This window comes from Nocardioides dongkuii (assembly GCF_014127485.1).
Classification (GTDB): Bacteria; Actinomycetota; Actinomycetes; order Propionibacteriales; family Nocardioidaceae; genus Nocardioides; species Nocardioides dongkuii.
Genome location: NZ_CP059903.1, coordinates 2,884,300 through 2,905,867, shown reverse-complemented (window position 1 = coordinate 2,905,867; position 21,568 = coordinate 2,884,300). Strand labels below are relative to the sequence as shown.

The 21,568-nt window shown below is 73.2% G+C and carries 23 protein-coding genes; 13 read left to right on the top strand and 10 right to left on the bottom strand.

The genetic code is table 11. From position 1 onward, the window contains the following. Positions 1-25 precede the first annotated feature (25 nt). Together H4O22_RS14010 and H4O22_RS14005 are read left to right on the top strand one after the other, a co-directional pair. Positions 26-2,095 carry an acyltransferase family protein gene (locus tag H4O22_RS14010; protein ID WP_182523994.1) on the top strand — a complete coding sequence of 690 codons (2,070 nt, stop codon included), beginning with the start codon at positions 26-28 and terminating at the stop codon, positions 2,093-2,095. 127 nt (positions 2,096-2,222) lie between these two features. Beyond that, complete coding sequence (locus tag H4O22_RS14005; protein WP_182523993.1) at positions 2,223-3,635, top strand: endonuclease/exonuclease/phosphatase family protein; 1,413 nt, start codon at positions 2,223-2,225, stop codon at positions 3,633-3,635. Positions 3,636-3,641: 6 nt separating this feature from the next. Here H4O22_RS14005 and H4O22_RS14000 read toward each other — a convergent pair whose 3' ends face one another. The 4 genes from H4O22_RS14000 to H4O22_RS13985 form a co-directional block, all read right to left on the bottom strand. Continuing rightward, positions 3,642-4,760, bottom strand: a complete 1,119-nt coding sequence (locus H4O22_RS14000) for a hypothetical protein (protein ID WP_182523992.1) — start codon at positions 4,758-4,760, stop codon at positions 3,642-3,644. Between the two features lie 5 nt (positions 4,761-4,765). Continuing rightward, positions 4,766-5,596, bottom strand: a complete 831-nt coding sequence (locus tag H4O22_RS13995) for a hypothetical protein (RefSeq protein ID WP_182523991.1) — start codon at positions 5,594-5,596, stop codon at positions 4,766-4,768. Beyond that, positions 5,554-5,811, bottom strand: coding sequence for a hypothetical protein (locus H4O22_RS13990; protein WP_182523990.1), 258 nt, complete (start codon positions 5,809-5,811; stop codon positions 5,554-5,556). Before H4O22_RS13990 ends, H4O22_RS13995 begins: the two co-directional genes overlap by 43 nt. Positions 5,812-6,257: 446 nt before the next feature. Next, positions 6,258-6,647 (bottom strand): hypothetical protein, encoded by a 390-nt coding sequence (locus H4O22_RS13985; protein WP_182523989.1) that lies wholly within the window; start codon positions 6,645-6,647, stop codon positions 6,258-6,260. Positions 6,648-6,762: 115 nt separating this feature from the next. Between H4O22_RS13985 and H4O22_RS13980 the strand changes: the two genes are divergently transcribed. From H4O22_RS13980 to H4O22_RS13965, 4 genes are all read left to right on the top strand, one after another. After that, positions 6,763-7,959 (top strand): acyl-CoA dehydrogenase family protein, encoded by a 1,197-nt coding sequence (locus H4O22_RS13980; protein ID WP_182523988.1) that lies wholly within the window; start codon positions 6,763-6,765, stop codon positions 7,957-7,959. A gap of 17 nt (positions 7,960-7,976) precedes the next feature. Then, positions 7,977-9,002: a DUF2332 domain-containing protein gene (locus H4O22_RS13975; RefSeq protein ID WP_182523987.1), complete on the top strand. Its 1,026-nt coding sequence runs from the start codon at positions 7,977-7,979 to the stop codon at positions 9,000-9,002. 73 nt (positions 9,003-9,075) lie between these two features. After that, on the top strand, positions 9,076-9,258 hold the full coding sequence (locus H4O22_RS13970; protein WP_182523986.1) for a DUF5302 domain-containing protein: 183 nt from the start codon (positions 9,076-9,078) through the stop codon (positions 9,256-9,258). A 132-nt stretch (positions 9,259-9,390) separates the two neighbouring features. Beyond that, positions 9,391-9,924, top strand: coding sequence for a MaoC family dehydratase (locus H4O22_RS13965; protein ID WP_182523985.1), 534 nt, complete (start codon positions 9,391-9,393; stop codon positions 9,922-9,924). On the opposite strand, the gene H4O22_RS13960 is transcribed toward H4O22_RS13965, so the two are convergent. Then, positions 9,912-11,093, bottom strand: coding sequence for an MFS transporter (locus H4O22_RS13960; protein WP_182523984.1), 1,182 nt, complete (start codon positions 11,091-11,093; stop codon positions 9,912-9,914). The genes H4O22_RS13965 and H4O22_RS13960 overlap by 13 nt on opposite strands. Before the next feature lie 87 nt (positions 11,094-11,180). Here H4O22_RS13960 and H4O22_RS13955 point away from each other — a divergent pair, with 87 nt between their 5' ends. The 4 genes from H4O22_RS13955 to H4O22_RS13940 all read left to right on the top strand — a co-directional run bounded on the left by H4O22_RS13955 (position 11,181) and on the right by H4O22_RS13940 (position 15,391). Then, entirely contained in the window at positions 11,181-13,148 is a 1,968-nt protein-coding gene (locus H4O22_RS13955) for a CASTOR/POLLUX-related putative ion channel (RefSeq protein WP_182523983.1), read from the top strand. 41 nt (positions 13,149-13,189) lie between these two features. Then, positions 13,190-13,750 carry a histidine phosphatase family protein gene (locus tag H4O22_RS13950; RefSeq protein ID WP_182523982.1) on the top strand — a complete coding sequence of 187 codons (561 nt, stop codon included), beginning with the start codon at positions 13,190-13,192 and terminating at the stop codon, positions 13,748-13,750. 32 nt (positions 13,751-13,782) lie between these two features. Then, on the top strand, positions 13,783-14,454 hold the full coding sequence (locus H4O22_RS13945; protein ID WP_227465456.1) for a DUF6758 family protein: 672 nt from the start codon (positions 13,783-13,785) through the stop codon (positions 14,452-14,454). A 61-nt stretch (positions 14,455-14,515) separates the two neighbouring features. Further along, the gene (locus H4O22_RS13940) at positions 14,516-15,391 is read left to right on the top strand and encodes a PHP domain-containing protein (protein ID WP_182523981.1); all 876 of its coding nucleotides are present in this window, start codon (positions 14,516-14,518) and stop codon (positions 15,389-15,391) included. A 22-nt stretch (positions 15,392-15,413) separates the two neighbouring features. On the opposite strand, the gene H4O22_RS13935 is transcribed toward H4O22_RS13940, so the two are convergent. Further along, positions 15,414-16,196, bottom strand: coding sequence for an SDR family NAD(P)-dependent oxidoreductase (locus tag H4O22_RS13935; RefSeq protein WP_182523980.1), 783 nt, complete (start codon positions 16,194-16,196; stop codon positions 15,414-15,416). A gap of 62 nt (positions 16,197-16,258) precedes the next feature. On the opposite strand from H4O22_RS13935, the gene H4O22_RS13930 reads away from it, so the two are divergent. Both H4O22_RS13930 and H4O22_RS13925 read left to right on the top strand, forming a co-directional pair. Next, positions 16,259-17,074 carry a ParA family protein gene (locus H4O22_RS13930; RefSeq protein ID WP_182523979.1) on the top strand — a complete coding sequence of 272 codons (816 nt, stop codon included), beginning with the start codon at positions 16,259-16,261 and terminating at the stop codon, positions 17,072-17,074. A gap of 7 nt (positions 17,075-17,081) precedes the next feature. Continuing rightward, positions 17,082-17,783, top strand: a complete 702-nt coding sequence (locus tag H4O22_RS13925) for a L,D-transpeptidase (RefSeq protein WP_182523978.1) — start codon at positions 17,082-17,084, stop codon at positions 17,781-17,783. A gap of 141 nt (positions 17,784-17,924) precedes the next feature. Here H4O22_RS13925 and H4O22_RS13920 read toward each other — a convergent pair whose 3' ends face one another. After that, positions 17,925-19,418, bottom strand: a complete 1,494-nt coding sequence (locus H4O22_RS13920) for a DEAD/DEAH box helicase (protein WP_182523977.1) — start codon at positions 19,416-19,418, stop codon at positions 17,925-17,927. A 178-nt stretch (positions 19,419-19,596) separates the two neighbouring features. Between H4O22_RS13920 and H4O22_RS13915 the strand changes: the two genes are divergently transcribed. Next, positions 19,597-20,322 (top strand): ferritin-like fold-containing protein, encoded by a 726-nt coding sequence (locus H4O22_RS13915; protein ID WP_182523976.1) that lies wholly within the window; start codon positions 19,597-19,599, stop codon positions 20,320-20,322. 25 nt (positions 20,323-20,347) lie between these two features. On the opposite strand, the gene H4O22_RS13910 is transcribed toward H4O22_RS13915, so the two are convergent. The 3 genes from H4O22_RS13910 to H4O22_RS13900 form a co-directional block, all read right to left on the bottom strand. Further along, positions 20,348-20,620 carry a hypothetical protein gene (locus H4O22_RS13910; protein WP_227465457.1) on the bottom strand — a complete coding sequence of 91 codons (273 nt, stop codon included), beginning with the start codon at positions 20,618-20,620 and terminating at the stop codon, positions 20,348-20,350. Positions 20,621-20,630: 10 nt separating this feature from the next. Beyond that, positions 20,631-20,852, bottom strand: coding sequence for a DUF3107 domain-containing protein (locus H4O22_RS13905; RefSeq protein WP_182523975.1), 222 nt, complete (start codon positions 20,850-20,852; stop codon positions 20,631-20,633). A gap of 65 nt (positions 20,853-20,917) precedes the next feature. Beyond that, complete coding sequence (locus H4O22_RS13900; protein ID WP_220451416.1) at positions 20,918-21,505, bottom strand: TetR/AcrR family transcriptional regulator; 588 nt, start codon at positions 21,503-21,505, stop codon at positions 20,918-20,920. Positions 21,506-21,568: the final 63 nt, after the last annotated feature.

Sequence of the window (21,568 nt, the reverse complement as noted above, 5' to 3'; positions counted from 1 at the left end):
GACCCGCTCTCAGAGAGGGGCGTCGTTGCGGGAGCGGACCGACTTTCGCGGTGACATCCAGGGCATCCGCGCCGTCGCCGTCCTCCTCGTCATCGTCGCGCACGCCGGATTCGGCAGGTTCGCCGGTGGGTTCGTGGGGGTCGACGTCTTCTTCGTCGTCTCCGGATTCCTCATCATCGGCCTGCTGGTGCGCGAGGCCGAGGGGACCGGGCGGATCTCGGTGCTGGGCTTCTACGCCCGCCGAGCCCGCCGGATCCTCCCCGCGGCCACGGTCGTCCTGGTGGCAACGACGGCCCTGGCCGTCTACGTGCTGCCGCTGGTCCGCGCGCAGGAGGTGGTCAAGGACGCCGTCTGGGCGGGTTTCTTCGCCTCCAACGTCCGGTTCGCCGCGGTGGAGACCGACTACTTCGCCGCGGACGACCCGCCCTCGCCGTTCCAGCACTTCTGGTCGCTGTCGGTCGAGGAGCAGTTCTACGTCGTGATCCCGCTGCTCCTGGCGGGCGCCGCCCTCCTGGCGCGGCGTCGCCGGAGCGGGGGAGTCCGGACCCGGGACCTCGCCGTACCGGTCCTGGTGCTCACCGTGGCCTCGCTGGTCTGGTCGGTCCTGCACACCGCCGACAACCCGACCGCCGCGTACTTCTCCACGCCGGCCCGCGCGTGGGAGCTCGGCGTCGGCGGGCTCGTCGCCATCCTGGTCCGGGGCTGGGGCGGCACGCCCTCCCCGATCCGCCCCTGGCAGGCCGCCACGCTCGGCTGGGTGGGGCTGGCCATGGTCGGGTTCGCGACCCTGACCTTCGACGCGGGCACGCCGTTCCCCGGCACCGCGGCCGCCGTGCCGGTCCTGGGGACCGCGCTGGTGCTGGCGGCCGGCAGCACCGCCGCCGGCCAGGGCTCGCTGCTGTCGCGGCTGCTGTCGTGGCGTCCCATGCTGCTGGTCGGCGCCTGGTCGTACTCGCTCTACCTGTGGCACTGGCCGGTCATCCAGCTCGCCCACGAGCACTGGGGGCGCCGGCTGAGCCTGTCGCAGGTCCTGGTCGCCCTCGTGGTGACCTTCGCCCTCAGCGCGGCCACCTTCTACCTGGTGGAGGAGCCGTTCCGCCGGGGCGTCCGGTGGCGGCCCCCGCGCCGCGCCGTGCTCCTCTACCCGCTGAGCCTCGTCCTCGTCGGCGGCACCGCCTGGGGCGGGCAGACCTACGTCGACGACCGGTTCGCCGACCTCGCCGACAACCCGGGTGTCGAGGTGTCCGACTTCGCCCGCGCGGAGCTGAGCGACGACCCCGCCGTGGCGATCGTCGAGGCGTCGGTCCTGGCCGCCGAGGACGGCCGGCCGGTGCCGGGGTCGCTCGCCCCGGCGCTGGGAGCCGCCCGGACCTCGATCGCCCCGCTCGGCGACTGCGACTACCGCGAGGGGATGCGGCGGCTCTGCCCGACCGGCACGCCGGACTCCGACCGCTCGATCGTCGTGGTCGGCGACTCCCACGCCCGGGCGTGGGGGCCGACGTTCACCCGGATCGGCGAGACCGCGGGCTACGCCGTCTACCACCTCGTGTACGCCGGGTGCCCGGCGAACCGCGACAGCCGGCCCGAGCCGGGGACCGGCGCGCAGTGGACGGCGTGCGAGGACTTCCAGGAGTGGACCCGGGAGCAGGTGGCCGCCCTGGACCCGGAGCTGGTCGTGGTGGCGAACAGCGCCTACTCCGCCCGGGCCCTGCCCGACGAGCTCGACGGCCTGGCCTGGGAGATCGAGCAGCTCCGGGAGTCCGCCGGGCGGGTGGTGCTCCTCGGAGACCTGCCGACGCTCCCGCGGGTGCCCGGCGTCTGCCTCTCGGAGCGCGACGCCGACCTGGGCAGCTGCCTGTTCACGCCGAGCCCGGGGACGCACCGGGACCAGCTCGAGTTCGGGCGCGTCGCCACCGGGGCCGGCGCGGAGTTCCTCAACGCGCGGCGCTGGTTCTGCGCCGACGGGAAGTGCCCCGCGGTGATCGGGCACTACGTGCCGATGCGGGACAAGGACCACATCACGGTCGAGTACGCCGAGGCGCTGGCCGAGCCCGTGGGACGAGCGCTGCGGCTGCTCGAGGACGCCGGTTCCTGAGGGTCCCGGAGCCGGATCCCGAATTACAGATCTGTAGTTACTCCCGTTGCCTTGCCCTGGGACGAATGTGACTGGTGTGATCTATGTGTTTAGGCCGCACCGAGCCCTTGAAGGGGAGCACCCAACGATGAGATCCGACCGCCGGGCCCGCGCCGCGTCGTACCGCATGGCCCTCGGGGCGGCGCTCGTGGCGGCCCTCGTCGTCGGGGGCGCCACGCCCGCCGTCGTCGCCGCTTCGGCGCGCCAGGCCGACACGACGTACCGGCCCGTGACGGTCGTCCAGGCCAACATCTCCAAGGACCTGAGCAAGGCGAAGTTCCAGGCCGACGTGGCCACAGTCTTCGCCACCCAGCCCGACCTGATCACCTTCAACGAGGTCCACGGGCGCGACGACGCCCTGCTGGCGCCCCCCGGGTACGCGATGTTCCGCACCCCCGGCCCCCGGACCGGATGGGCGCCGGTCGTCTGGCGCACCGACACGTGGACCGCGGTGAACCAGGGGACCACGAAGATCAGCGACCGTCCGAAGAAGTTCCGGAACAAGCCGGGCATGGTCGGCGTCCGCTACGCGAACTGGGTGACGCTCGCCGCCGCCGACGGGCAGCGCGTCTCGCTGATCAGCGCGCACATCGCGCCGAACAACAAGGACACCGCCGAGCTGCTGGTGCCCTCGCTCCGGCGGCTGCGGGACCTGGCCCTCGAGCTCGGCACGTCCGGCCCGGTCATCCTGGGCGGGGACTTCAACATGGGCTACCGCAGCGACCGCTACCAGCCGAGGTTCCTGGCCGCCGCCGGCCTGGCCTCGACCTTCGACATGACCGGGTCCTCGTTCGTCACGCACCGGCGCGGCGGCACGATCGACTACGTCTTCCTCGGTCCGGACGGCCGGTTCCTCGTCGACGAGCAGTACCCCGTCGTCCTGAACTCCGACCACCGCATGGTCGTCGCCCGCCTGCAGATGCTCTCCGAGCCCTCGGAGCCCTCGGCGGAGCCGCCGCCGGCGTTCGAAGCCGGAACCGTGGTCTCCGACTCCCGCGGCACCGCCGCCGAGCGCTTCGCGATCCGGTCCCTCCAGCTCCGGGCGATCGAGGCCACGCCGCCGGGCCAGGCCATCCACGTCGCCAGCGAGAAGATCCGTGGCGGCGCGCTCCTGCGCGCCCTCGCGGCCGCCAAGGAGCGCGGCGCCGAGGTCACCGTGATCACCGGACGCCGGGACCTCTCGACCCAGGAGAAGGAGCTCCGCACGCTCCTCGGACGCAACTCCGGGGCATCGAGCTACTTCGTCAAGTCCGGCCGGGCCTGGCCGTCGTCGGCCAAGGAGGCCCGGCGCCGCCCGCGCGCCTTCCTCAAGCCCACGGTGCTCCTGATCAGCCAGGCCGGCGCGACGCCGGCGTTCACGCTGGTGGCCGACTCCGACCTGGGCCGGTCGTCGCTGCGACCGAAGCAGCGGACCGTGTCCCGGGCCACGGTGACCACGAGCATGCGGAGGTACGACCGGTCCTACCGCAAGTACCTCAAGGTGCTGGGTCGCACCTACTGAGCCCGGTCAGCGGCGGAAGCGGTCCACGACGCCCGCGAGCCGGCCGGTCGGCCGGGCGGCCGCGGGTGCGGGTGCGGCGGGGACCGGCCGTTGCGCCTCGCGGTTCCGGTCCTCCATGCGGTCGACGAGCAGCTGGGTGATCACCCGGGTGCTGACCTCGGCCACCGCCTTGTGGGAGACCCGGACCGGCTCGGTGCTGAAGTCGGACCGGACGGGGAGCAGGTCGTCGAGGTCGCCGACCACCCGGTAGCCGCCGTCGCGGATGTGGGCGACGTGCTGCTGGGAGACCTCCGAGGTCCAGTCGTACAGGTCGTCGGGGAGCTGGATCTTGGTCCCGGAGTCGTCACCGAGCACCTTGACGGCGAAGTACCGCTTGCCCAGGTCGCCGTACACGTTGCGGCGCTTGAACTCCGGCGGCAGCTGGCGGTTGACCCGCCGCAGCACCTCGGCCTGCTCCGCGCGCAGGCTGCGGTTCCCCCGGGCGCCGGGGTCGACCACGAGCTCGTCGGCCGAGACGCCGAGGACGCTGCAGAACCGGTCGAGGAGCAGCCGCGGCGCCGATCCGCCCGGAGGCACGGTGACCACCGTGATCTGGTCGGCGGGGACGTGCTTGCGCCACCGCTCGAGGATCGCCGGGGCGTCCATGGTGGCCCACATCTTGGCGTCGGTGCCCTGGGTGGACCGCAGCCGCCGTACGTAGCGCCCCAGCGGCTCGGACTTGCCGGTCTGGAGCGTCTGCTGCCACGCGGAGGGGATCTGCCGGCCCAGGTCGCGCAGCGTGACGATCACCCGCACCTCGCGGTCCGCCGTCGCCGCCAGGAGCCGCTCGATCTGCTCGGAGGTGGCGGTGGCGAGGCTCTCCTGCGAGAGCAGGGCGTCCCCGGCCGCGCCGCGCAGCTGATCGGGCAGCCGCTCGACCGACGTCCCGACCGAGGGCGGGTCGATCGCGGGGTTGAACCGCCCGCGGACGTCGAGCATCAGCCGGAAGGTGCCCAGCTTGGTGCCGGGCACCAGGTCCACGCCCTGGCGGGACAGCTCCGGGACGGAGTCCCAGAAGATCCGCTGGAGGTAGGAGGTGCCGGTCTTCTGCAGGCCGATGTGGAGGTGGAGAACGCGCGCCGTCACGCCGTTCAGTCCATCTCCATCTTCGCGTACGGGTCGACCTCGCCGGACGCCACCCGACGCGCGGTGAGGCGCGAGGTCGGCGAGGACTGCGGGAAGTGGTCGAACCAGTAGTTGATGTGGTTCTGGTAGCGCTTGGTGATGCCGGGACGGTTGATGAAGTAGGTGAACGCCTCGTCGGAGACCAGGGCCAGGCCGGAGGTGTTCGAGGAGCCGGCGCTCATCCAGGTCGCCTTCTTGTTCTTCCCGATGACGCCGTTGACCGTGTACGCCTTGAGGTGGAAGTAGCGGTCGAAGACGCCGTCGCCGTCGAAGTCCTGGGTCAGGTGCCGCAGCGGCACCGGACCCCGCGGGCCGGGGCCGCGCAGCAGCTTCGAGACGTCCTTGCCCATGACCGTGTAGCCGATCTTGACGTCGCAGCCGGCGTTCCAGAGGCGCCGCATCTGCCGGGCGACCGTCATGCCGGGCTCGCCGCGGATCACGTCGGGCGCGGAGCGGATGACGGTGCGTCCGTTGGCGTTGCCCGCGCCGCGGGCGGCGCCGCGGCACTTCACCTTCCGGAGCGTGTTGAGCAGCCGGTCCCGCTTGCGGGACTTGGAGTCGGTCGGCGCCCAGGCCACGACGACGCTGCCGCCGTCGGTCGAGTGCTCGAACCAGGGACCCTTGACCGGCTTGTCGCGCCAGGCCTCGTCGAAGACCCTCGCCGCGGCGTCGTAGATGCTGCGGTCGCCGACGAAGGTGTACATGTCGTTCCACTGCAGGTTCGCGGCGGCGTCGCCCCAGTTGGCCGAGGAGTTCATGTAGACGTGGCGGGACTTGCCGGCCTTGCTGAACAGCATGAACTTGGAGTGCGCGCGGCGCCGCCCTTGCCGCGGCACGAGTGGTCGCAGAGCATCGCGGCGCTGCGCCGGGCGCGGGGCTTGCCCTTGTTGCCGGCCTTCAGGCCGTTGCGCAGCCGCCAGAAGTGCGGGTTGTTCTCGACGATGGTGTTCTTCTTGTCCATGATCGCCTGGACCTTGACGCCCCGCTTCTGGGCGTTGAGCAGGGCGGTCACGCCGGCGCGTCCAGATCTTCCAGCTGAAGATCCGGATCCGCTGGCCCTTGCCGGTGTGCGCGATCGCCGAGTTGATCTTGCTGATGATGGCGCGGCGCTTGGCGACGGTGCCGAGGGCGCTGTTGAAGGTGACGCCGGGCCGGACCCGGTACCGCTTCTTGTTCTTCCCCTTGTCGCCGCGGCGGTCCGCGGCGAGGGCGGAGGCAGCGGTGCTCGCGGTGGTCGTGGTGGCCGTGGTGCTCGCCGCGGTCGTGGACCCCGTCGTGCGGGCGGAGGCCGCCTCGGCGGCACTCGCCGGCACCAGGAAGGAGAAGGTCAACATGACCGACAGGAGGGTGATCGTCGCCGAGTGGCGGGCGCGTGACATGCGGGTGCTCCCCAAGAAAGTGTGCTGGCGTCGTCGCCGTGGGCCGCGCGAGCCTAACATCGGGGACCGGTGGGACCGGTCATGCGCGGCAGGAGTAGAGGACGCGCGCGTACGCCTTGTCCTCGTCGAGCCCGGCAGGGGCGTGGCCGATCCGGTGCCCCCGCAGTGCCCAGTAGTGGTCATCGTACGTGACGATCCGCTGGCCCGAGGAGCACTCGACGATCTCGACGGGCACGGTCGTCCCGTCCGCCGCGCAGCCGTCGTAGGCCTTCGGGAGGTCCGCGCCCTCCACCCAGACGGACTCGCAGGAGGGGAGCGCGTCGGCGGACGGGTCGGACGTCGGTGACGCGGAGGACGACCCCGAGGGCTCGTCGGTCGCCCCGGTGCTGGTGTCCTCGCCGCAGCCGGCGGCACCCAGGAGCAGGGCTGCACCCGCCGTGAGGCTGAGGACCGTGCGCAGGGGATGCATGCTGGGAGGATACGCCAGGGCGTACGGCGGCGACGGCGTGAAATGGGTCATGGTTGCCGCGCCTACCGACGGGTAACGTCTGCGCCGTACCGCCCACACCACCGAAAGGGAGACCATGGGTCGCCTCTGCGAGACCGACGGACTGACCGAGGACCAGACGGAGATCCTCAAGGCCGTCCGCACCTTCGTCGACGAGAAGATCCTGCCGGTCGCGACCGAGCTGGAGCACGCCGACGAGTACCCGCAGGAGATCGTCGACGGTCTCAAGGAGCTGGGCATCTTCGGGCTGATGATCCCCGAGGAGTACGACGGGCTGGGCGAGTCCCTGCTGACCTACGCGCTGTGCGTCGAGGAGATCGCGCGCGGCTGGATGAGCGTCTCCGGCGTGATCAACACCCACTTCATCGTGGCCTACATGCTGATGAAGCACGGCACCGAGGAGCAGAAGCAGAAGTACCTGCCGCGGATGGCCACCGGCGAGGTCCGCGGGTCGTTCTCGATGTCCGAGCCGGGCCTGGGCTCCGACGTCGCGGCGATCAAGACCAAGGCGACGAAGACTGACGACGGCTACGAGATCACCGGCCAGAAGATGTGGCTGACCAACGGCGGCTCGTCGAACCTGATCGCGGTGCTGGTGAAGACCGACGAGGGCGCGGACTCGGTCTACAAGAACATGACGACCTTCCTGGTGGAGAAGGAGCCCGGCTTCGGCGAGACCGCCCAGGGCGTCACGATCCCCGGCAAGATCGACAAGATGGGCTACAAGGGCGTCGACACCACCGAGGCCGTCTTCGAGGGGCACCGGATCGGCGCCGAGCAGGTCCTCGGCGGGGAGCCCGGCCAGGGCTTCTACCAGATGATGGACGGGGTCGAGGTCGGCCGCGTCAACGTCGCCGCCCGCGCCTGCGGCATCGCCAACCGCGCCTTCGAGCTCGGCATCGCCTACGCCCAGCAGCGCGAGACCTTCGGCAAGCCGATCGCGCAGCACCAGGCGATCCTGTTCCGGCTCGCGGAGATGGCCACCAAGGTCGAGGCCAGCCACGCGATGATGGTCAAGGCCGCCCGGCTCAAGGACAAGGGCGAGCGCAACGACGTCGAGGCCGGCATGGCCAAGATGCTCGCCGCGGAGTACTGCAACGAGGTCGTCCAGGACTCCTTCCGGATCCACGGCGGCTACGGCTACTCCAAGGAGTACGAGATCGAGCGGCTCTACCGCGAGGCGGCGTTCATGCTGATCGGCGAGGGCACGAGCGACATCCAGAAGATGATCATCGGCCGCAGCCTGCTCAAGGACTACGCCCTCAAGGGCTGACCTCGAAGGCTGATCGCATGGACCTCGTCGCAGCCGTCCGCCAGCAGGCGGGCGGCTGCGCGCGTCTGGGCTCCCCGATGTACGCCGGGCTCTGCGACCGGATCGCGGACGACCTCGAGGCCGGGGGACCGTCGGCCGCTCTGCTCGCCGACCACCGCGACGCGCCGGGGCCGGACGCGGTCGCGCTGCGCCTGCTGGGCAGCGTGCACCGGCTGGTGCTCGAGCGCCGCGCCGGCGCCCTCGCGGCGTACTACCCGAGCGTCGGCGGCACCTGGGAGCCGGACGCGGGGTGGACGGCGTTCCGCGACCTGCTCGCCGACCAGCCGGGCGCCGTGGCCGAGTGGCTCGACCGGCCGCCGCAGACCAACGAGGTCGGCCGCGCCACCGCGCTGATGGCGGGGCTGCGCACGCTCGGCGGGCCGGTGCGGCTCTTCGAGATCGGCTCGTCGGCCGGGCTGCTGCTGCTCGCCGACCACTACCGGTACGTCGCGGAGGACGGCTCCGCCTGGGGCCCGGCCGCCAGCCCCGTCGTCCTCCGGCCCGCGTGGACGGGGCCGGCGCCCAGGGGGGAGCCCAGGATCGTGGAGCGGGTCGGGAGCGACGTGATGCCGGTCGACCCGCGCTCCACCGAGGGGCGGCTCACGCTGACGGCGTACGTCTGGCCCGACCAGCTCCACCGGCACGAGCGGCTCCGCGGCGCCCTGGACCTGGCCGCCCGGGTGCCGTACGAGGTGCGGCGGCAGGGCGCTTCGGAGCTGGTGGACTCGATCGAGCCCGCGGACGGGGCGACGACGGTGCTCTGGCACAGCGTGATGTGGCAGTACCTCCCGGGCGAGGAGCAGGCCGCGGTCACCGCCCGGATCGGCGAGCTCGGCGCCGCCGCGACGCCGTCCGCGCCGTTCGCCCACCTGGAGCTCGAGCCGCAGCGGCCGCGGCCGGGCGCGCCGCACGAGTTCCTCGTCGTCCTGCAGACCTGGCCCGGCGGCGAGCGCCGGGTCCTCGGCACCGCCGCCGGCCACGGGGTGCCGACCCGCTGCGACTAGGCCCTATTGCCGTCGACGTGCTGCGCCGTCCGTGCTTGGCTGGTGCCTCACGCACGACGACTCGGGAGGCACCATGACCGGCCAGGACGCGAACGACGACCTCAAGGCCAAGATGCGGGAGGCGCTCGAACGCAAGCAGGCCAACGACCGCGGCGTACCGCACGACGGCCCGGTCAAGGAGAAGGCGCACGGCTCGGAGGTCGTCGGCGGCGGCCCGAAGATGCACCGGCGGAAGGCGGGCGGAGGCGGTTCCTGACCGAGGCACGAGGTCAGGAGCGGCTCTGCGCCCCGGCCCCGTGAGGTAGCCCACGCGGCGGCAGCAGTGACGAGGGGACGGCACCCGGGCAGGATGTCCGGGTCGCCGTCCCCGAGTCGTCAAGGAGTCCAGGTGCAGTTCGGTCGCAGCTACGAGGAGTTCGAGGTCGGTGCGACCTACAAGCACTGGCCCGGCAAGACGGTCACCGAGTTCGACGACCACATGTTCTGCCTGCTGACCATGAACCACCACCCGCTCCACCTCGACAGCAACTACGCCGAGGAGACCACCCAGTTCGGCAAGAACGTCGTGGTCGGCAACTACGTGTACTCGATCCTGCTCGGCATGTCGGTGCCCGACATCTCCGGCAAGGCGATCGCCAACCTCGAGATCGAGTCGCTGCGCCACGTCGCGCCGACCTTCCACGGCGACACGCTGTACGGCGAGACCCGCGTGCTCGACAAGTGGGAGTCGACCTCGAAGGACGACCGCGGCGTCGTGCACGTGGAGACGGTCGGCTACAACCAGGACGGCAAGGTCGTGTGCATCTTCCGCCGCAAGGTGATGGTGCCCAAGGACAGCTACCTCGAGGCGCGCGGCGGCGAGCAGCCCGGCCGGCCGGTGCCGCAGCCGGACAAGAACTGGCCCGGCCCTCAGGAGGGCTGAGCCGCCCGGGGCGCCGGTGCCGCGGCGGGCGCGAACGCGCGCGCCAGCGGCACCATCGCCAGCACCAGGACCATGGGGACGGCGAAGCCGACCCGCAGGGAGCCCGAGCCCACGAGCCCGGTGAGCACGGAGCCGAGCAGCGCGCCGACGTAGTTGAGCTGGTTGAACCGCGCCACCACCGCGTCCACCCGCGCCTGGCGCACGGCGGGGTCCAGCCCGGCGCCCGCGATCCGTGCGGCGGCCGAGAAGCTCAACGGGGCGATCACCGCGACCCCGGCGCCGAGCACCGTGAACCCGACGATCGCGACCGGCCACGTCGGCGCGACCACGACCACGGCGAGCGCTGCGGCCGCGACCAGGGCGCCGGCGCGCAGCACCGGCGGTGCGCCGTACCGGTGCACGACGCGGTCGCCGACCAGCCGGGTGATCCCGCTGGCGACGAGGTAGGGGAGCGTCGCGAGCGCGACCAGCCCGTCGGGGGTGTCGAAGGTGTCGTCGAGGTAGACCGGTCCCCAGGTCGCCGCGGCCGTGTCGACCATGTAGAAGACGACCATCCCGAGCCCGACCAGCAGGATCGGCCGCCACGGGACGGCGACCGCCTCGGGGTCCAGGCCGGGGGCGGTGACCGGGCCGGGGTCCCGGGGCAGGAACGGCGCCAGCGCGACGACCGCCGGCACCACGGCCAGCACGGCGGTCGCGCCCAGCGGGAGGCCGGCGGTGGCGAGGGTGACGGCGGCGCCGACGACCCCGCCCAGGGTCCAGGCGCCGTGGAAGGACGGCAGCATCGGGCGGCCGTGGGCGTGCTCGACGGCGACCGCCTGCATGTTGGTGCCGGCGTCGACGACGCCCAGCCCCACGCCGTACACCGCGAGGCCGGCGACGAAGACCCACGCCTCGCCCGCCGTGCTCAGCACCGGCAGCCCGACCGCGGAGACCAGCAGCCCTGCGCGGAGCACGGTCGCGCTGTCTCGGCGGCCCGCGAGCCGCTCGGCGAGCAACGACCCGGCTCCCGCGAGCAGGACCATCATCAGCAACAGGCCGGAGAGCTCGACCTCCGAGAGGTGCCAGCGGTCGGAGAAGTCCGGCAGCCGGGTGGTCAGGCTGATGAAGACCAGGCCCTGGGAGAGGAACGCGGCGAGCACGGCCGCGCGGGCCCGGGTGAGCTGCATGGGTCGAACCTAGGGCGAACCGCCCCCGCAGGGGGCGGACATGCGCGACGATCCTCGCCGGGACCGGGACGAGGGAGCACACGCCGCATGGCACGCACGGGGGAGCAGCTGCGCAGGAGGACCGCGCAGGCGGTCCGGGAGAGCGCGGGCGGGGGACCGGCCCGGCGGCGCGCGGGGCCGCGCTCCGGACTCGGCGACCGGCTGCGCTACTGGTTCGACAACAGCATGTCCCGCGGCACCCCCGCGCTCATCGCCTGGCTGAGCGCCGCCACCCTGGTGCTGATCGTGGTGTTCTCGCTGCTGACCATGGCGCTCGGGCTGCGGGAGGGCGACCGCTCCACCGGCGAGGGCTTCTTCGCCGAGCTGTTCCAGAGCCTGCTGCACGCCCTGGACCCCGGAACCGTGGCCGGCGACACCGGACGGTCGTGGCAGTTCATCGTGACGATGCTGCTGCTGACCATCGGCGGGCTGTTCATCGTCAGCGCCCTCATCGGCGTCATCGCCGCGGGCATCGACGCCAAGCTCGCCGAGCTGCGCCGCGGCCGGTCCATCGTCCTGGAGTCCGACCACACCGTGATCCTCGGCTGGTCGGACGCGGTGTTCACGATCGTCCGCGAGCTCACGATCGCCAACGAGAGCCGTCGCCGGCCGGTCGTGGTGGTGCTGGCCGACCGCGACAAGGTCGAGATGGAGGACGAGCTCGCGGCCAAGGTGCCCGACCGCCGCGGCACCCGGATCGTGTGCCGCTCCGGCTCCCCGATGGACCTCGACGAGCTGGCCGTCGCCTCGCCGTCGACCGCCCGCTCGGTGATCCTGCTCGCCCCGGACTCCGGGGACCCCGACGCCGAGGTCATCAAGACGCTCCTCGCGCTGAACCACAGCGCGCCCGACCCGGACTCGGGGCCCCGGATCGTGGCCGAGATCCGCGACCCCGGCAACCTCGCGGCCGCCCGCCTCGTCGGCGCGCGACGTACCGGTCTGCTCGACATCCGCGAGACCGTCGCCAAGCTCCTGGTGCAGACCTCGCGGCAGTCCGGCGCGGCCGCGGTCTACACCGAGCTGTTCGACTACGACGGCGACGAGGTCTACTTCGTCGAGGACCACGGCCTCGCCGGGGTGACGTACGGCGAGGCGCAGCTGTTCTTCGAGGCCGCGACCGTCATCGGCCTGGTCGGCGAGGACGGCGCCAAGCTCAACCCGCCGGCCGACACCGTCGTCGGGGCGCGGACCCTGGTCGTCCTCGCCGAGGACGACAGCGTGCTCACCTCGCCCGTGGGCGCGGCCACCCGGCCGGACCTGGGCGCGCTCGGCACCGGGACCGGCACCGACGCCCACCCCACCGCGGCGGTGCTGATCGGCTGGAACGAGCGCGCGCCGATCGTGCTGCGCGAGCTCGACCACTACGCCGAGCCGGGCTCGACGCTCACGGTGCTCACCGCCCACGGCACCCCGGTGCTCCCCGCGCTGGAGCACCTCGCGGTCACCGTCGTCCAGGCGTCGACCACCGACCGGACCGTCCTGGAGCAGCACGTCGTCGACGGCCTCGACCAGGTGCTGGTGCTCTGCTACTCCGACGACCTCGACGTCCAGGCCGCCGACGCCCGCACCCTGGTGACCCTGCTCCACGTCCGCGACATCCTGTCCCGCTTCGCGGAGCAGCCGCCCGTGGTGAGCGAGATGCTCGACGACCGCAACCGGGTCCTCGCGCAGGTCGCCGACATCGACGACGTCGTCGTCAGCGGCGAGATCACCAGCCTGCTGGTCACCCAGCTCTCCGAGGACCAGCGCCTCGAGGCGGTCTTCGGCGAGCTGCTCGGCTCCGAGGGCAGCGAGATCTACCTGCGGCCGGCAGAGTGGTACGTCGTGCCGGGGCGCGAGGTCAGCTGGGCCACCGTCGTCGCCGGGGCCGTCCGGCGGGGCGAGACCGCGATCGGGCTGAAGTCGGCCGCGCTGGGCGAGGACGGCGCGGAGTTCGGCGTCGTGCTGAACCCGCCGAAGTCCGAGACCGTGGTGGTCGGGCCGGGCGACCGGGTGGTCGTGCTCGGGGAGGTCTGACCGAGCGCCGTCGCCCGATGGACCGATGTGAGACTGAGGGCATGGGCGACGAGCTGTACCTGGTCCGGCACGGACAGACGGAGTGGAGCCGCGACGGCCGGCACACCTCGGTCACCGACCTCCCGCTGCTCCCCGAGGGCGAGGACGTCGCCCGCGGGCTGCCCGAGCGGCTGGCGGGCGTGGAGTTCGCGCAGGTGCTCACCAGCCCGCGGCAGCGCGCCCGGCGTACGGCGGAGCTCGCCGGCTTCCCGGACGCCGAGGTCGACGAGGACCTGGTGGAGTGGGCCTACGGCGAGTACGAGGGCGTGACCACCGCGGAGATCCGCGAGACGGTGCCCGGCTGGACGGTGTGGACCCACGACGTCCCCGGCGGGGAGAGCGCCGCCGAGGTCTCCGCGCGGCTGGACCGGGTGGTCGCGCGCGCCCGGTCGGTCGACGGGCCGACGCTGGTCTTCGCCCACGGCCACTCGCTGCGCGGCCTGACCGCCCGGTGGCTCGGGCTGCCGGTGACCGACGGCCGGCTGTTCCGGCTGGACACCGCGACGGTCTCGGTGCTCGGCGAGGAGCGGGAGAGCCCGGTCGTCCTGCGCTGGAACTCTTGACGGGACCCGCGGTTCTCCCCACGGTGGGAGCCATGCCCGACGACCTCCCGGAGCAGCCGTCCCCCCGCGGCGCCGACGCCGGCTGCCCGCGGTGCGCCACGCCGGTCGCGCCGATCGGCGAGGACGGCACGTTCTCCTGCCCCGAGCACGGTGCCGTCGCGCCGCTGTGGCGGCCGGCGGAGGCGGCGTACGACGCGTTCGCCGCGCACCTGGTCCGCGCCGGCGACTTCCCGACGTACCTGCCGTGGCCGTTGAGCCCCGGCTGGAGCGTCACCGACGTCGCGGTGGTCGGGGGGCCGGGGCGCGCGCGGGCGACGATGACCTGCTGCTCGGGCACCAGCGAGCTGGACGGGCCGGTCGACGTGATGGTGGTGGCCGAGGAGCCCGGCACCGGCCTGGGGGCGCGGGTGGCCGGCACCGGGCACCCCGACCCGGGCCCCGAGGTGGGGGACGGCCCGCCCACCGTGCAGGTGCGGATCTCCAGCCAGGTCGTGCGCCTGTGGCCGGTCTCCACCAGCCGCGGGGCGGGGGAGTGGGACCGCTCCGTGGTGGCCGGCGAGGCCGGCGGGCGCTGGCTGTGGCTGGTGCTCCGGCCCGCCTCGGCGATCCTGCTGCTGCGCGACGACTGGATCCTGCGCGACGTCTCGGGGCTGGGCCCGCCGCTGGTCGAGCTGCCGTTCGCGGGCCCCCGCCCGCCCTGGTGAGCCCCGGGTGGGCCGGGTCACCGAATCGTCCGCGGGGCCACCGCCTCACTAGGCTTGACGGGTGCGCATCGACCTCCACACCCACTCCCGGGCGAGCGATGGCACGGACACCCCGGCCGGGCTCGTGAAGGCAGCGGCGGCGGCCGGGATCGACGTGCTCGCCATCACCGACCACGACACCGCCGCCGGGTGGGCCGAGGCGGCCGCCGCGGCCGAGGAGACCGGCGTCGAGCTGGTCCGCGGCATGGAGATCAGCACCCGGCACGAGGGACGGGGCGTGCACCTGCTCGCCTACCTGCCGGACCCGACGTACCCCCCGCTCGTCGAGCAGCTCGCCGCCGTCCTCGAGGGACGTCGGGCGCGGGTGCCGATGATGCTGCAGCGGCTCCGCGCGCTCGGCGTGGAGATCGACGACGAGGACGTCCGGCTGGCCTCCGTCGGCACCGAGGCCACCGGTCGCCCGCACGTCGCCGACGCGCTCGTGGCCCGCGGCGCCGTCGCCGACCGCACCGAGGCGTTCGACCGCTACCTGGGCGCCGGACGCCCCGCGCACGTGGACCGGTACGCCGCCCCGCTGCTCACCACGATCCGGTACGTCGCGGAGGCCGGCGGCGTCAGCGTGATCGCGCACCCCTGGGGGCGCAGCGTCCACCGGCACGACGAGGCCGACCTGGCCCGGCTGCAGGAGGCCGGCCTCGCCGGGATCGAGGTCGACCACGAGGACCACGACGCCGCGGCGCGCGCGGAGCTGCGCGCGATCGCCCGCAACCTCGGGCTGGTCGTCACGGGGTCCAGCGACCACCACGGGCTCGGCAAGACCGGGCACGACCTGGGGGTCAACACCACCGCCCCCGAGGAGTACGCGCGGCTCCTCGAGCTCGCCGCGGCCGCGTCGGCGGCGTCCGGGCGCACCACGCCGTCGGTGGTCCGGCCCTAGGGTCGCCGGCTCAGCCGCCGGCTCACTTTCGGCCGAGGGACTGGAACCGCTGCAGCACCCGGTTGGGCACCATCCGGGCGGCGGCCGTGATCACCTTGTACTGCGCGCCGGGGATCGAGTAGACCCGGCCGCGGTCGAAGTCGGCGAGCGCCTGCGCGACCAGGTCGTCGGCGTCGAGCCACAGGAAGTCGGGCGCCGAGCCCTGCGCGACGTCCATCCGCGCGTGGAACTCGGTGCGCGTGAAGCCCGGGCAGAGCGCCATCACGGTGACGCCGCGGTCGCGGTACTCCTGCGCCGCCCACTCGCTGAAGGAGTTCACCCAGGCCTTCGCCGCGGAGTAGGTGCCGCGGGGGAGGAACGCCGCGACGCTGGAGACGTTGATGACCCCGCCGCTGCCGCGCTCGGCCATCGGGCCGAGGGCGGCGTGGCTCAGGCGGAGCACGGCGGTGACCAGGACGTCGAGCATCGCGGTCTCCGCGTCGGCGTCGTTGTCGAGGAACCGGTGCTTGAGCCCGAACCCGGCGTTGTTGACCAGCAGCGCGACGGGCCGGGCCGGGTCGCGCAGCCGGTCCTCGACGGTCCGGAGCGCCTCGCGGTCGGCGAGGTCGGCCGGCAGCACCTCCACGGCGACGCCGTACGACGCGCGCAGGACGGCCGCCACCTCCTCGAGGCGGGCGGCGTCGCGGGCGACGAGGACGAGGTCGTGGCCGCGGCGGGCGAGCTGCTCGGCGAAGGAGCGGCCGATGCCCGCGGTGGGGCCGGTCACGAGGGCGGTGCCGGGCGTGCCGGCGGGGGGCGTGGACATGCGGTCAGTCAAGCAGTGCCTCCTCCCGACGGCGGCCCGCGACATCCGGCATGATGTCCCCGATGACGACGACACTCGCGATCGCCAACCAGAAGGGCGGCGTGGCCAAGACGACCTCGGTCGCCTCGATCGGTGCCGCGCTCGCCGAGCTCGGCCACTCGGTGCTGCTCGTCGACCTCGACCCGCAGGCGTGCCTGACGTTCTCGCTCGGCATCGACCCCGAGGACCTCGAGGTCTCGGTGCACCACGTGCTGACCAGGGGCGTGGACGCCGCCGAGGTGATCCTCGAGACCGAGGACGGCGTCGACCTGCTGCCCGCGACGATCGAGCTCGCCCGCGCCGAGGCCGACCTGCTGACCCGCACCGGCCGCGAGCACGTCATCCGCACCGTCGTCGAGGACCTCGGGGACGACTACGACTGGGTCCTGCTGGACTGCCCGCCGTCGCTGGGCGTGCTCACCGTCGCCGCCCTCACCGCCGCCCAGGGCGTGCTGGTGCCGCTGCAGTGCGAGACGCTGTCCCACCGCGGCGTCGGCCAGCTGCTCGACACCGTGCACGACGTACGCCGGTTCACCAACAAGGGGCTCGAGGTGTGGGGCGTGCTGCCCACGCTGTACGACGGCCGCACCAACCACGCCCGCACGGTCCTGGAGACCATCTCGGAGACCTACGACCTCGAGGTCGTGGAGCCGCCGATCCCGAAGACCATCAAGTTCGCCGAGGCCCCCGCCGCCGGCCGCTCGATCCTGGCGACCAGCCGCAGCAGCAAGGGCGCCGCGGCGTACCGCGAGGTCGCGGCCAACCTGGTGCTCCGCGCGCAGCGCCCCCCGGCGCCGCGCGCGTCGACGACGAGGTCGAAGGCGAGGTCGAAGGCGTGAGCCTGCCGTGAGCAGGCACCGCGCGACGCGGACCCGGCCCCGCTACGGACGGATCTCGGTGCTCGGCGTCTCCCTGGCGGTCACCGCGATCGCGGTGCTCGGCGGCACCGGCGTGCTGCCCGCCGACGACGCCGGCTCGGCCGCCGCCGACGTCGGGGGAGCGGTGGCCTCCCCGCAGCCGACGCGCGAGCCGACGCCGGAGGCCCCGGAGACCCCGGACGCCGAGATCCCCGAGCAGGGCGGCGTCACCCTCTCGCGCAGCACGCCGCCCGAGTCGGCGAAGGCGGCGAAGGCGGCCGAGGTGGCGCTGCCCCCGGAGTCGGGCGCGGGCCGGCGAGTGGTCTTCAGCGAGTCGCGGCAACGCGTCTGGCTGGTCGAGCCGGGCGACTGGGTCCGCCGTACCTATGAGGTCTCGGGGAGCATCTACGAGAACCTCGAGCCCGGCACGTTCGAGGTCTACTCCCGCTCCGAGGACGCCGTCGGCATCGAGGACTCCGGCACGATGAAGTACTTCGTCCGGTTCACCCGGGGTCCCTCCGGTGCCGCCATCGGCTTCCACGACATCCCCGTCGACGACGGCGAGCGGGTGCAGACCTTCGCCGAGCTCGGCACCCCGCGCTCACACGGCTGCATCCGCCAGCGCCGCAGCGACGCCCGGCTGCTGTGGGAGTTCGCGCCGCTGGGCACCACGGTGGTCGTCACCGCGTAGCGCGCCCGCGGCGGGACGTCATACGAGGTGGCGGTGATAGCGACCGGGTCGTATGACGTCCCGCGAACCGGCCCGGGAACGTCATACGACCCGGCGGCAATTGCCACCGGGTCGTATGACGTCTGCGCGTGCGGAGCTGGGTCAGGCCGTGGCCGGGGTCCCGGACTGCTCGCCACCGCCGCCGGAGGAGCGGCGCCGGCGCCGGCGGTTGCGGGTCGCGCCGGCGGGGCGCTCGCCGTCCGCGGCGGGAGGAGCATCGGCGGCGGGCGCCGTGGATGCCGTGGACGCCGCGGGCGCGGCCTCGACGTCGTCCCCGGAGCGGGTGCGGCTGCGGCTGCGGTTGCGCGCGGGACGGTCGCCGGAGCGCTCGCCCCGGCCGCCGCCGCTGCCGCCACGGCCACCACGGTCGCCGCCACGGTCCTCGCGGGGCTTCCGCTCCACCGGCGCGGGGTCGACGATGCGGCCCTTGGTGCCCGGCGGGATGCCCTGCTCGTGGAAGAGGTGCTCGGAGGTGGAGTAGGTCTCGACCGGCTCGTCGAAGGGCAGGTCGAGGGTCTTGTTGATCATCTTCCAGCGGTGCAGGTCCGCCCAGTCGACGAAGGTGATCGCGATGCCCGAGGCGCCGGCGCGGCCGGTGCGGCCGATCCGGTGGACGTAGGCCTTGTCGTCCTCGGGGCAGGTGTAGTTGATGACGTGGGAGACGCCGCGGACGTCGATGCCGCGGGCGGCGACGTCGGTCGCGACGAGCACCCGGATCTTGTCCTCGCGGAACTTCGCCAGCGCCTTCTCACGGGCCACCTGGGCCATGTCGCCGTGCAGCGGGCTGGCGCTGAAGCCGCGCTCGGCCAGGTCGTCGGCGATCCGCTGCGACTGCCGCTTGGTGCGCGTGAAGACGATGATCTTCTCCGCGTCCTCGGCCTGCAGGATCCGGCCGATGATCTCGGGCTTGTCGAGGTCGTGGGCCTGGTAGATGAACTGCGCGGTCGCCGGCACCATCGAGGTGTCGTACGACGACTCGGCGCGGATGTTCATCGGGTGCCGCATGTGGATGCGGGCCAGCGAGACGATCGCGGAGGGCATCGTGGCCGAGAACAGCATCGTCTGCCGCGTCTCGGGCGTCATCCGCAGGATCCGCTCCACGTCGGGCAGGAAGCCGAGATCGAGCATCTCGTCGGCCTCGTCGAGCACCAGCGCGTGCACGTGGGAGAGGTCGAGCGCGCGCCGGTTGGCCAGGTCGATCAGCCGGCCGGGGGTGCCGACGACGATGTCGACGCCGGACTCGAGGGCGTCGAGCTGGGTGTCGTAGCCGACGCCGCCGTAGACGGTGAGGACGCGGAGGCCCATGTCCTTGCTGGCGATGGAGAGGTCGCTGGAGACCTGGAGCGCGAGCTCGCGGGTCGGCGCGACGATGAGCGCCTGCGGCTTGCCCTGCGGCAGGTCGGCGTACGCCGGGTCGGACGGCGCGACGCTGCGCTGCATCACCGGGATGCCGAACGCGAGGGTCTTGCCGGTGCCGGTGCGGGCCTGGCCGATCAGGTCGGTGCCCATCAGCGCGACGGAGAGGGTCATCTCCTGGATGGCGAAGGGGGTCGTGATGCCGGCGCGGTCGAGCGCGTCGCAAATCTCGGGGAGCACCCCGAGCTCTCGGAACGTGGTCAGGATCGTTGTCGCTTTCGTGAGTCAGCCGGGATCAACCGAGTGAACGTCGGGTTGCGGCGGACTCGCAGGCGGTCTGCCGCGCACATTGCCGGGCGGCGCCCACCATCGGGGCGGGCGTGCCCTGTCGCTACCAGCCTATCGGTAGGGTGCGCGGGTGGCGCCATCGACGATCGACCAGCCGGCGGGACCGGGTCCCGACGACACGCCGCTGGTCTTCGACGACCCGGTCTACCGCGAGGCGGTCGTCGACCTGCTCGGCGTGATCGCGTACGGCGAGATCTCCGCCTTCGAGCGGCTCGCGGAGGACGCCAAGCTCGCGCCCACGCTCGAGGACAAGGTGGCGATCGCGTCGATGGCCGCCGCCGAGCTGGGCCGGGTCGGGCCGATCCGCCGGCGCCTCGAGGAGCTCGGCGCCGACCCGTTCGCGGCGATGGCGCCGTTCCGGCAGCCGATCGAGCTCTTCCACGAGCACACGGCGCCCTCGGACTGGTACGAGGGCCTGGTCAAGGCGTACGTCGGGGACGGGCTCGCCGATGACTTCTACCGCGAGATCGCGGCGTACCTCGACACCGCGACGCGCGACCTGGTGGTCGCCTCGCTCGAGGACACCGGGCACGCGGCGTTCGCGATCGACCGGGTCCGCGCGGCGATCGCCGCCGACCCCCGGCTCGGCGGCCGGCTGGCCCTGTGGGGGCGCCGGCTGATGGGGGAGGCGCTCATCCAGGCCCAGCGGGTCGCTGCGGAGCGCGACTCGCTCTCGGCGCTGCTCGCCGGCAGCGTGGACCGGCCCGGGCTCGACCTGGCGGCGATCGGCCGGATGTTCGCGCGGATCACCGAGCGGCACACCGAGCGGATGGCCGAGCTCGGCCTCGCCAGCTGACCCGGTCAGCGCCGGTCAGCGGCGCTCAGCGGCGCCGGCGACCGGTCAGGGTCGCGGCCGCGGCGACCAGCAGCGCGGCCGTGGCGATCTGCCAGGCGTGGCGCCACCAGTCGAGCCCGGGCGTCGTCGCCGAGAAGATGCTGGTGTAGACGACGTTGCCGAGCAGCACGCCGCCCACCCCGCACAGGATCGTGATCCAGAGCGGGACGTCGTCGCGGTCGCCCGGGGCGAGCCACTTGCCGAGGAAGCCGACGACGGTGCCGCCCACGAGGGCCCAGAGGAGGTCGCCGACCAGCATGGCTACCGGGTCAGCTGCGGAAGCCGACCTGGCCCGCGACGCCACCGCCGACCTCGACGTAGGCGATCTTGGCCGCGGGGACGATGACCTTGCGGCCCTTGGCGTCGGTCAGCGTGAACACGCCGCCCGACGTGACCGCGTCGGACAGCGTCTTCTCGACGTCCTCCGCCGAGTCGCTGGTGTCGACCACCAGCTCGCGCGGGGTGTGCTGCACGCCGATCTTGACCTCCACGGGTACTCCTTCAGTCTCGGTGCTGCTGGGTGGTGCGGGGGGTGGTGCGGGGTGGTGCGGGGAGCTCAGTGCTCGTCGGCCTTGGGGTAGCCCCGGATGCCGCGCCAGGCGAGCCCGGCGACCAGGGCGGCCGCGTCGGAGCGGGTGATGCCCCCGGCCTCGGTGAGCCAGAACCGCGCGGAGACCTGGGCCATTCCCACCAGCGAGACCGCGAGCAGCCGCGAGGCCGGGTCGGGCAGGCCGGTGTCGTCGTGGATGACCTCGGCGATCAGCGCGGCGCACTCGCTGGTGACCCGGTCGACGTGCCCGCGGACGGCGGGCTCGTTGGTGAGGTCGGACTCGAAGACCAGCCGGAACGCGCCGGTGTCCTGCGCGACGTACTCGAAGAACACGTCGATGGTCGCGGCGACCCGCTGCTTGTTGTCCTGCGTCGACTCCAGCGCCCGGCGGCAGTTGTCGATGATCGTGTCGCAGGAGACGTCGAGCAGCGCGAGGTAGAGGTCGAGCTTGCCCGGGAAGTGCTGGTAGAGCACCGGCTTGGAGACCCCGGCCCGCTCGGCGATGTCGTCCATCGCCGCCGCGTGGTAGCCCTGTGCGACGAAGACCTCGAGGGCCGACTCCAGGAGCTGCGCGCGCCGCTCGCGACGCGGCATCCGCCCGCCCCGCGGCCGGGCGCCGTCGACGTCGTACTGCCCCGCGCTCACCGTGTGCCCACT

What these genes read in the sequence shown, in the direction of transcription:
- H4O22_RS14005 (WP_182523993.1), top strand. Translation starts at nt 2,223, where the DNA reads ATGAGATCCGACCGCCGGGCCCGCGCCGCGTCGTACCGCATGGCCCTC.
- H4O22_RS13995 (WP_182523991.1), bottom strand. Translation starts at nt 5,596, where the DNA reads ATGCTGTTCAGCAAGGCCGGCAAGTCCCGCCACGTCTACATGAACTCC.
- H4O22_RS13985 (WP_182523989.1), bottom strand. Translation starts at nt 6,647, where the DNA reads ATGCATCCCCTGCGCACGGTCCTCAGCCTCACGGCGGGTGCAGCCCTG.
- H4O22_RS13980 (WP_182523988.1), top strand. Translation starts at nt 6,763, where the DNA reads ATGGGTCGCCTCTGCGAGACCGACGGACTGACCGAGGACCAGACGGAG.
- H4O22_RS13975 (WP_182523987.1), top strand. Translation starts at nt 7,977, where the DNA reads ATGGACCTCGTCGCAGCCGTCCGCCAGCAGGCGGGCGGCTGCGCGCGT.
- H4O22_RS13970 (WP_182523986.1), top strand. Translation starts at nt 9,076, where the DNA reads ATGACCGGCCAGGACGCGAACGACGACCTCAAGGCCAAGATGCGGGAG.
- H4O22_RS13960 (WP_182523984.1), bottom strand. Translation starts at nt 11,093, where the DNA reads ATGCAGCTCACCCGGGCCCGCGCGGCCGTGCTCGCCGCGTTCCTCTCC.
- H4O22_RS13955 (WP_182523983.1), top strand. Translation starts at nt 11,181, where the DNA reads ATGGCACGCACGGGGGAGCAGCTGCGCAGGAGGACCGCGCAGGCGGTC.
- H4O22_RS13950 (WP_182523982.1), top strand. Translation starts at nt 13,190, where the DNA reads ATGGGCGACGAGCTGTACCTGGTCCGGCACGGACAGACGGAGTGGAGC.
- H4O22_RS13945 (WP_227465456.1), top strand. Translation starts at nt 13,783, where the DNA reads ATGCCCGACGACCTCCCGGAGCAGCCGTCCCCCCGCGGCGCCGACGCC.
- H4O22_RS13935 (WP_182523980.1), bottom strand. Translation starts at nt 16,196, where the DNA reads ATGTCCACGCCCCCCGCCGGCACGCCCGGCACCGCCCTCGTGACCGGC.
- H4O22_RS13930 (WP_182523979.1), top strand. Translation starts at nt 16,259, where the DNA reads ATGACGACGACACTCGCGATCGCCAACCAGAAGGGCGGCGTGGCCAAG.
- H4O22_RS13910 (WP_227465457.1), bottom strand. Translation starts at nt 20,620, where the DNA reads ATGCTGGTCGGCGACCTCCTCTGGGCCCTCGTGGGCGGCACCGTCGTC.
- H4O22_RS13900 (WP_220451416.1), bottom strand. Translation starts at nt 21,505, where the DNA reads ATGCCGCGTCGCGAGCGGCGCGCGCAGCTCCTGGAGTCGGCCCTCGAG.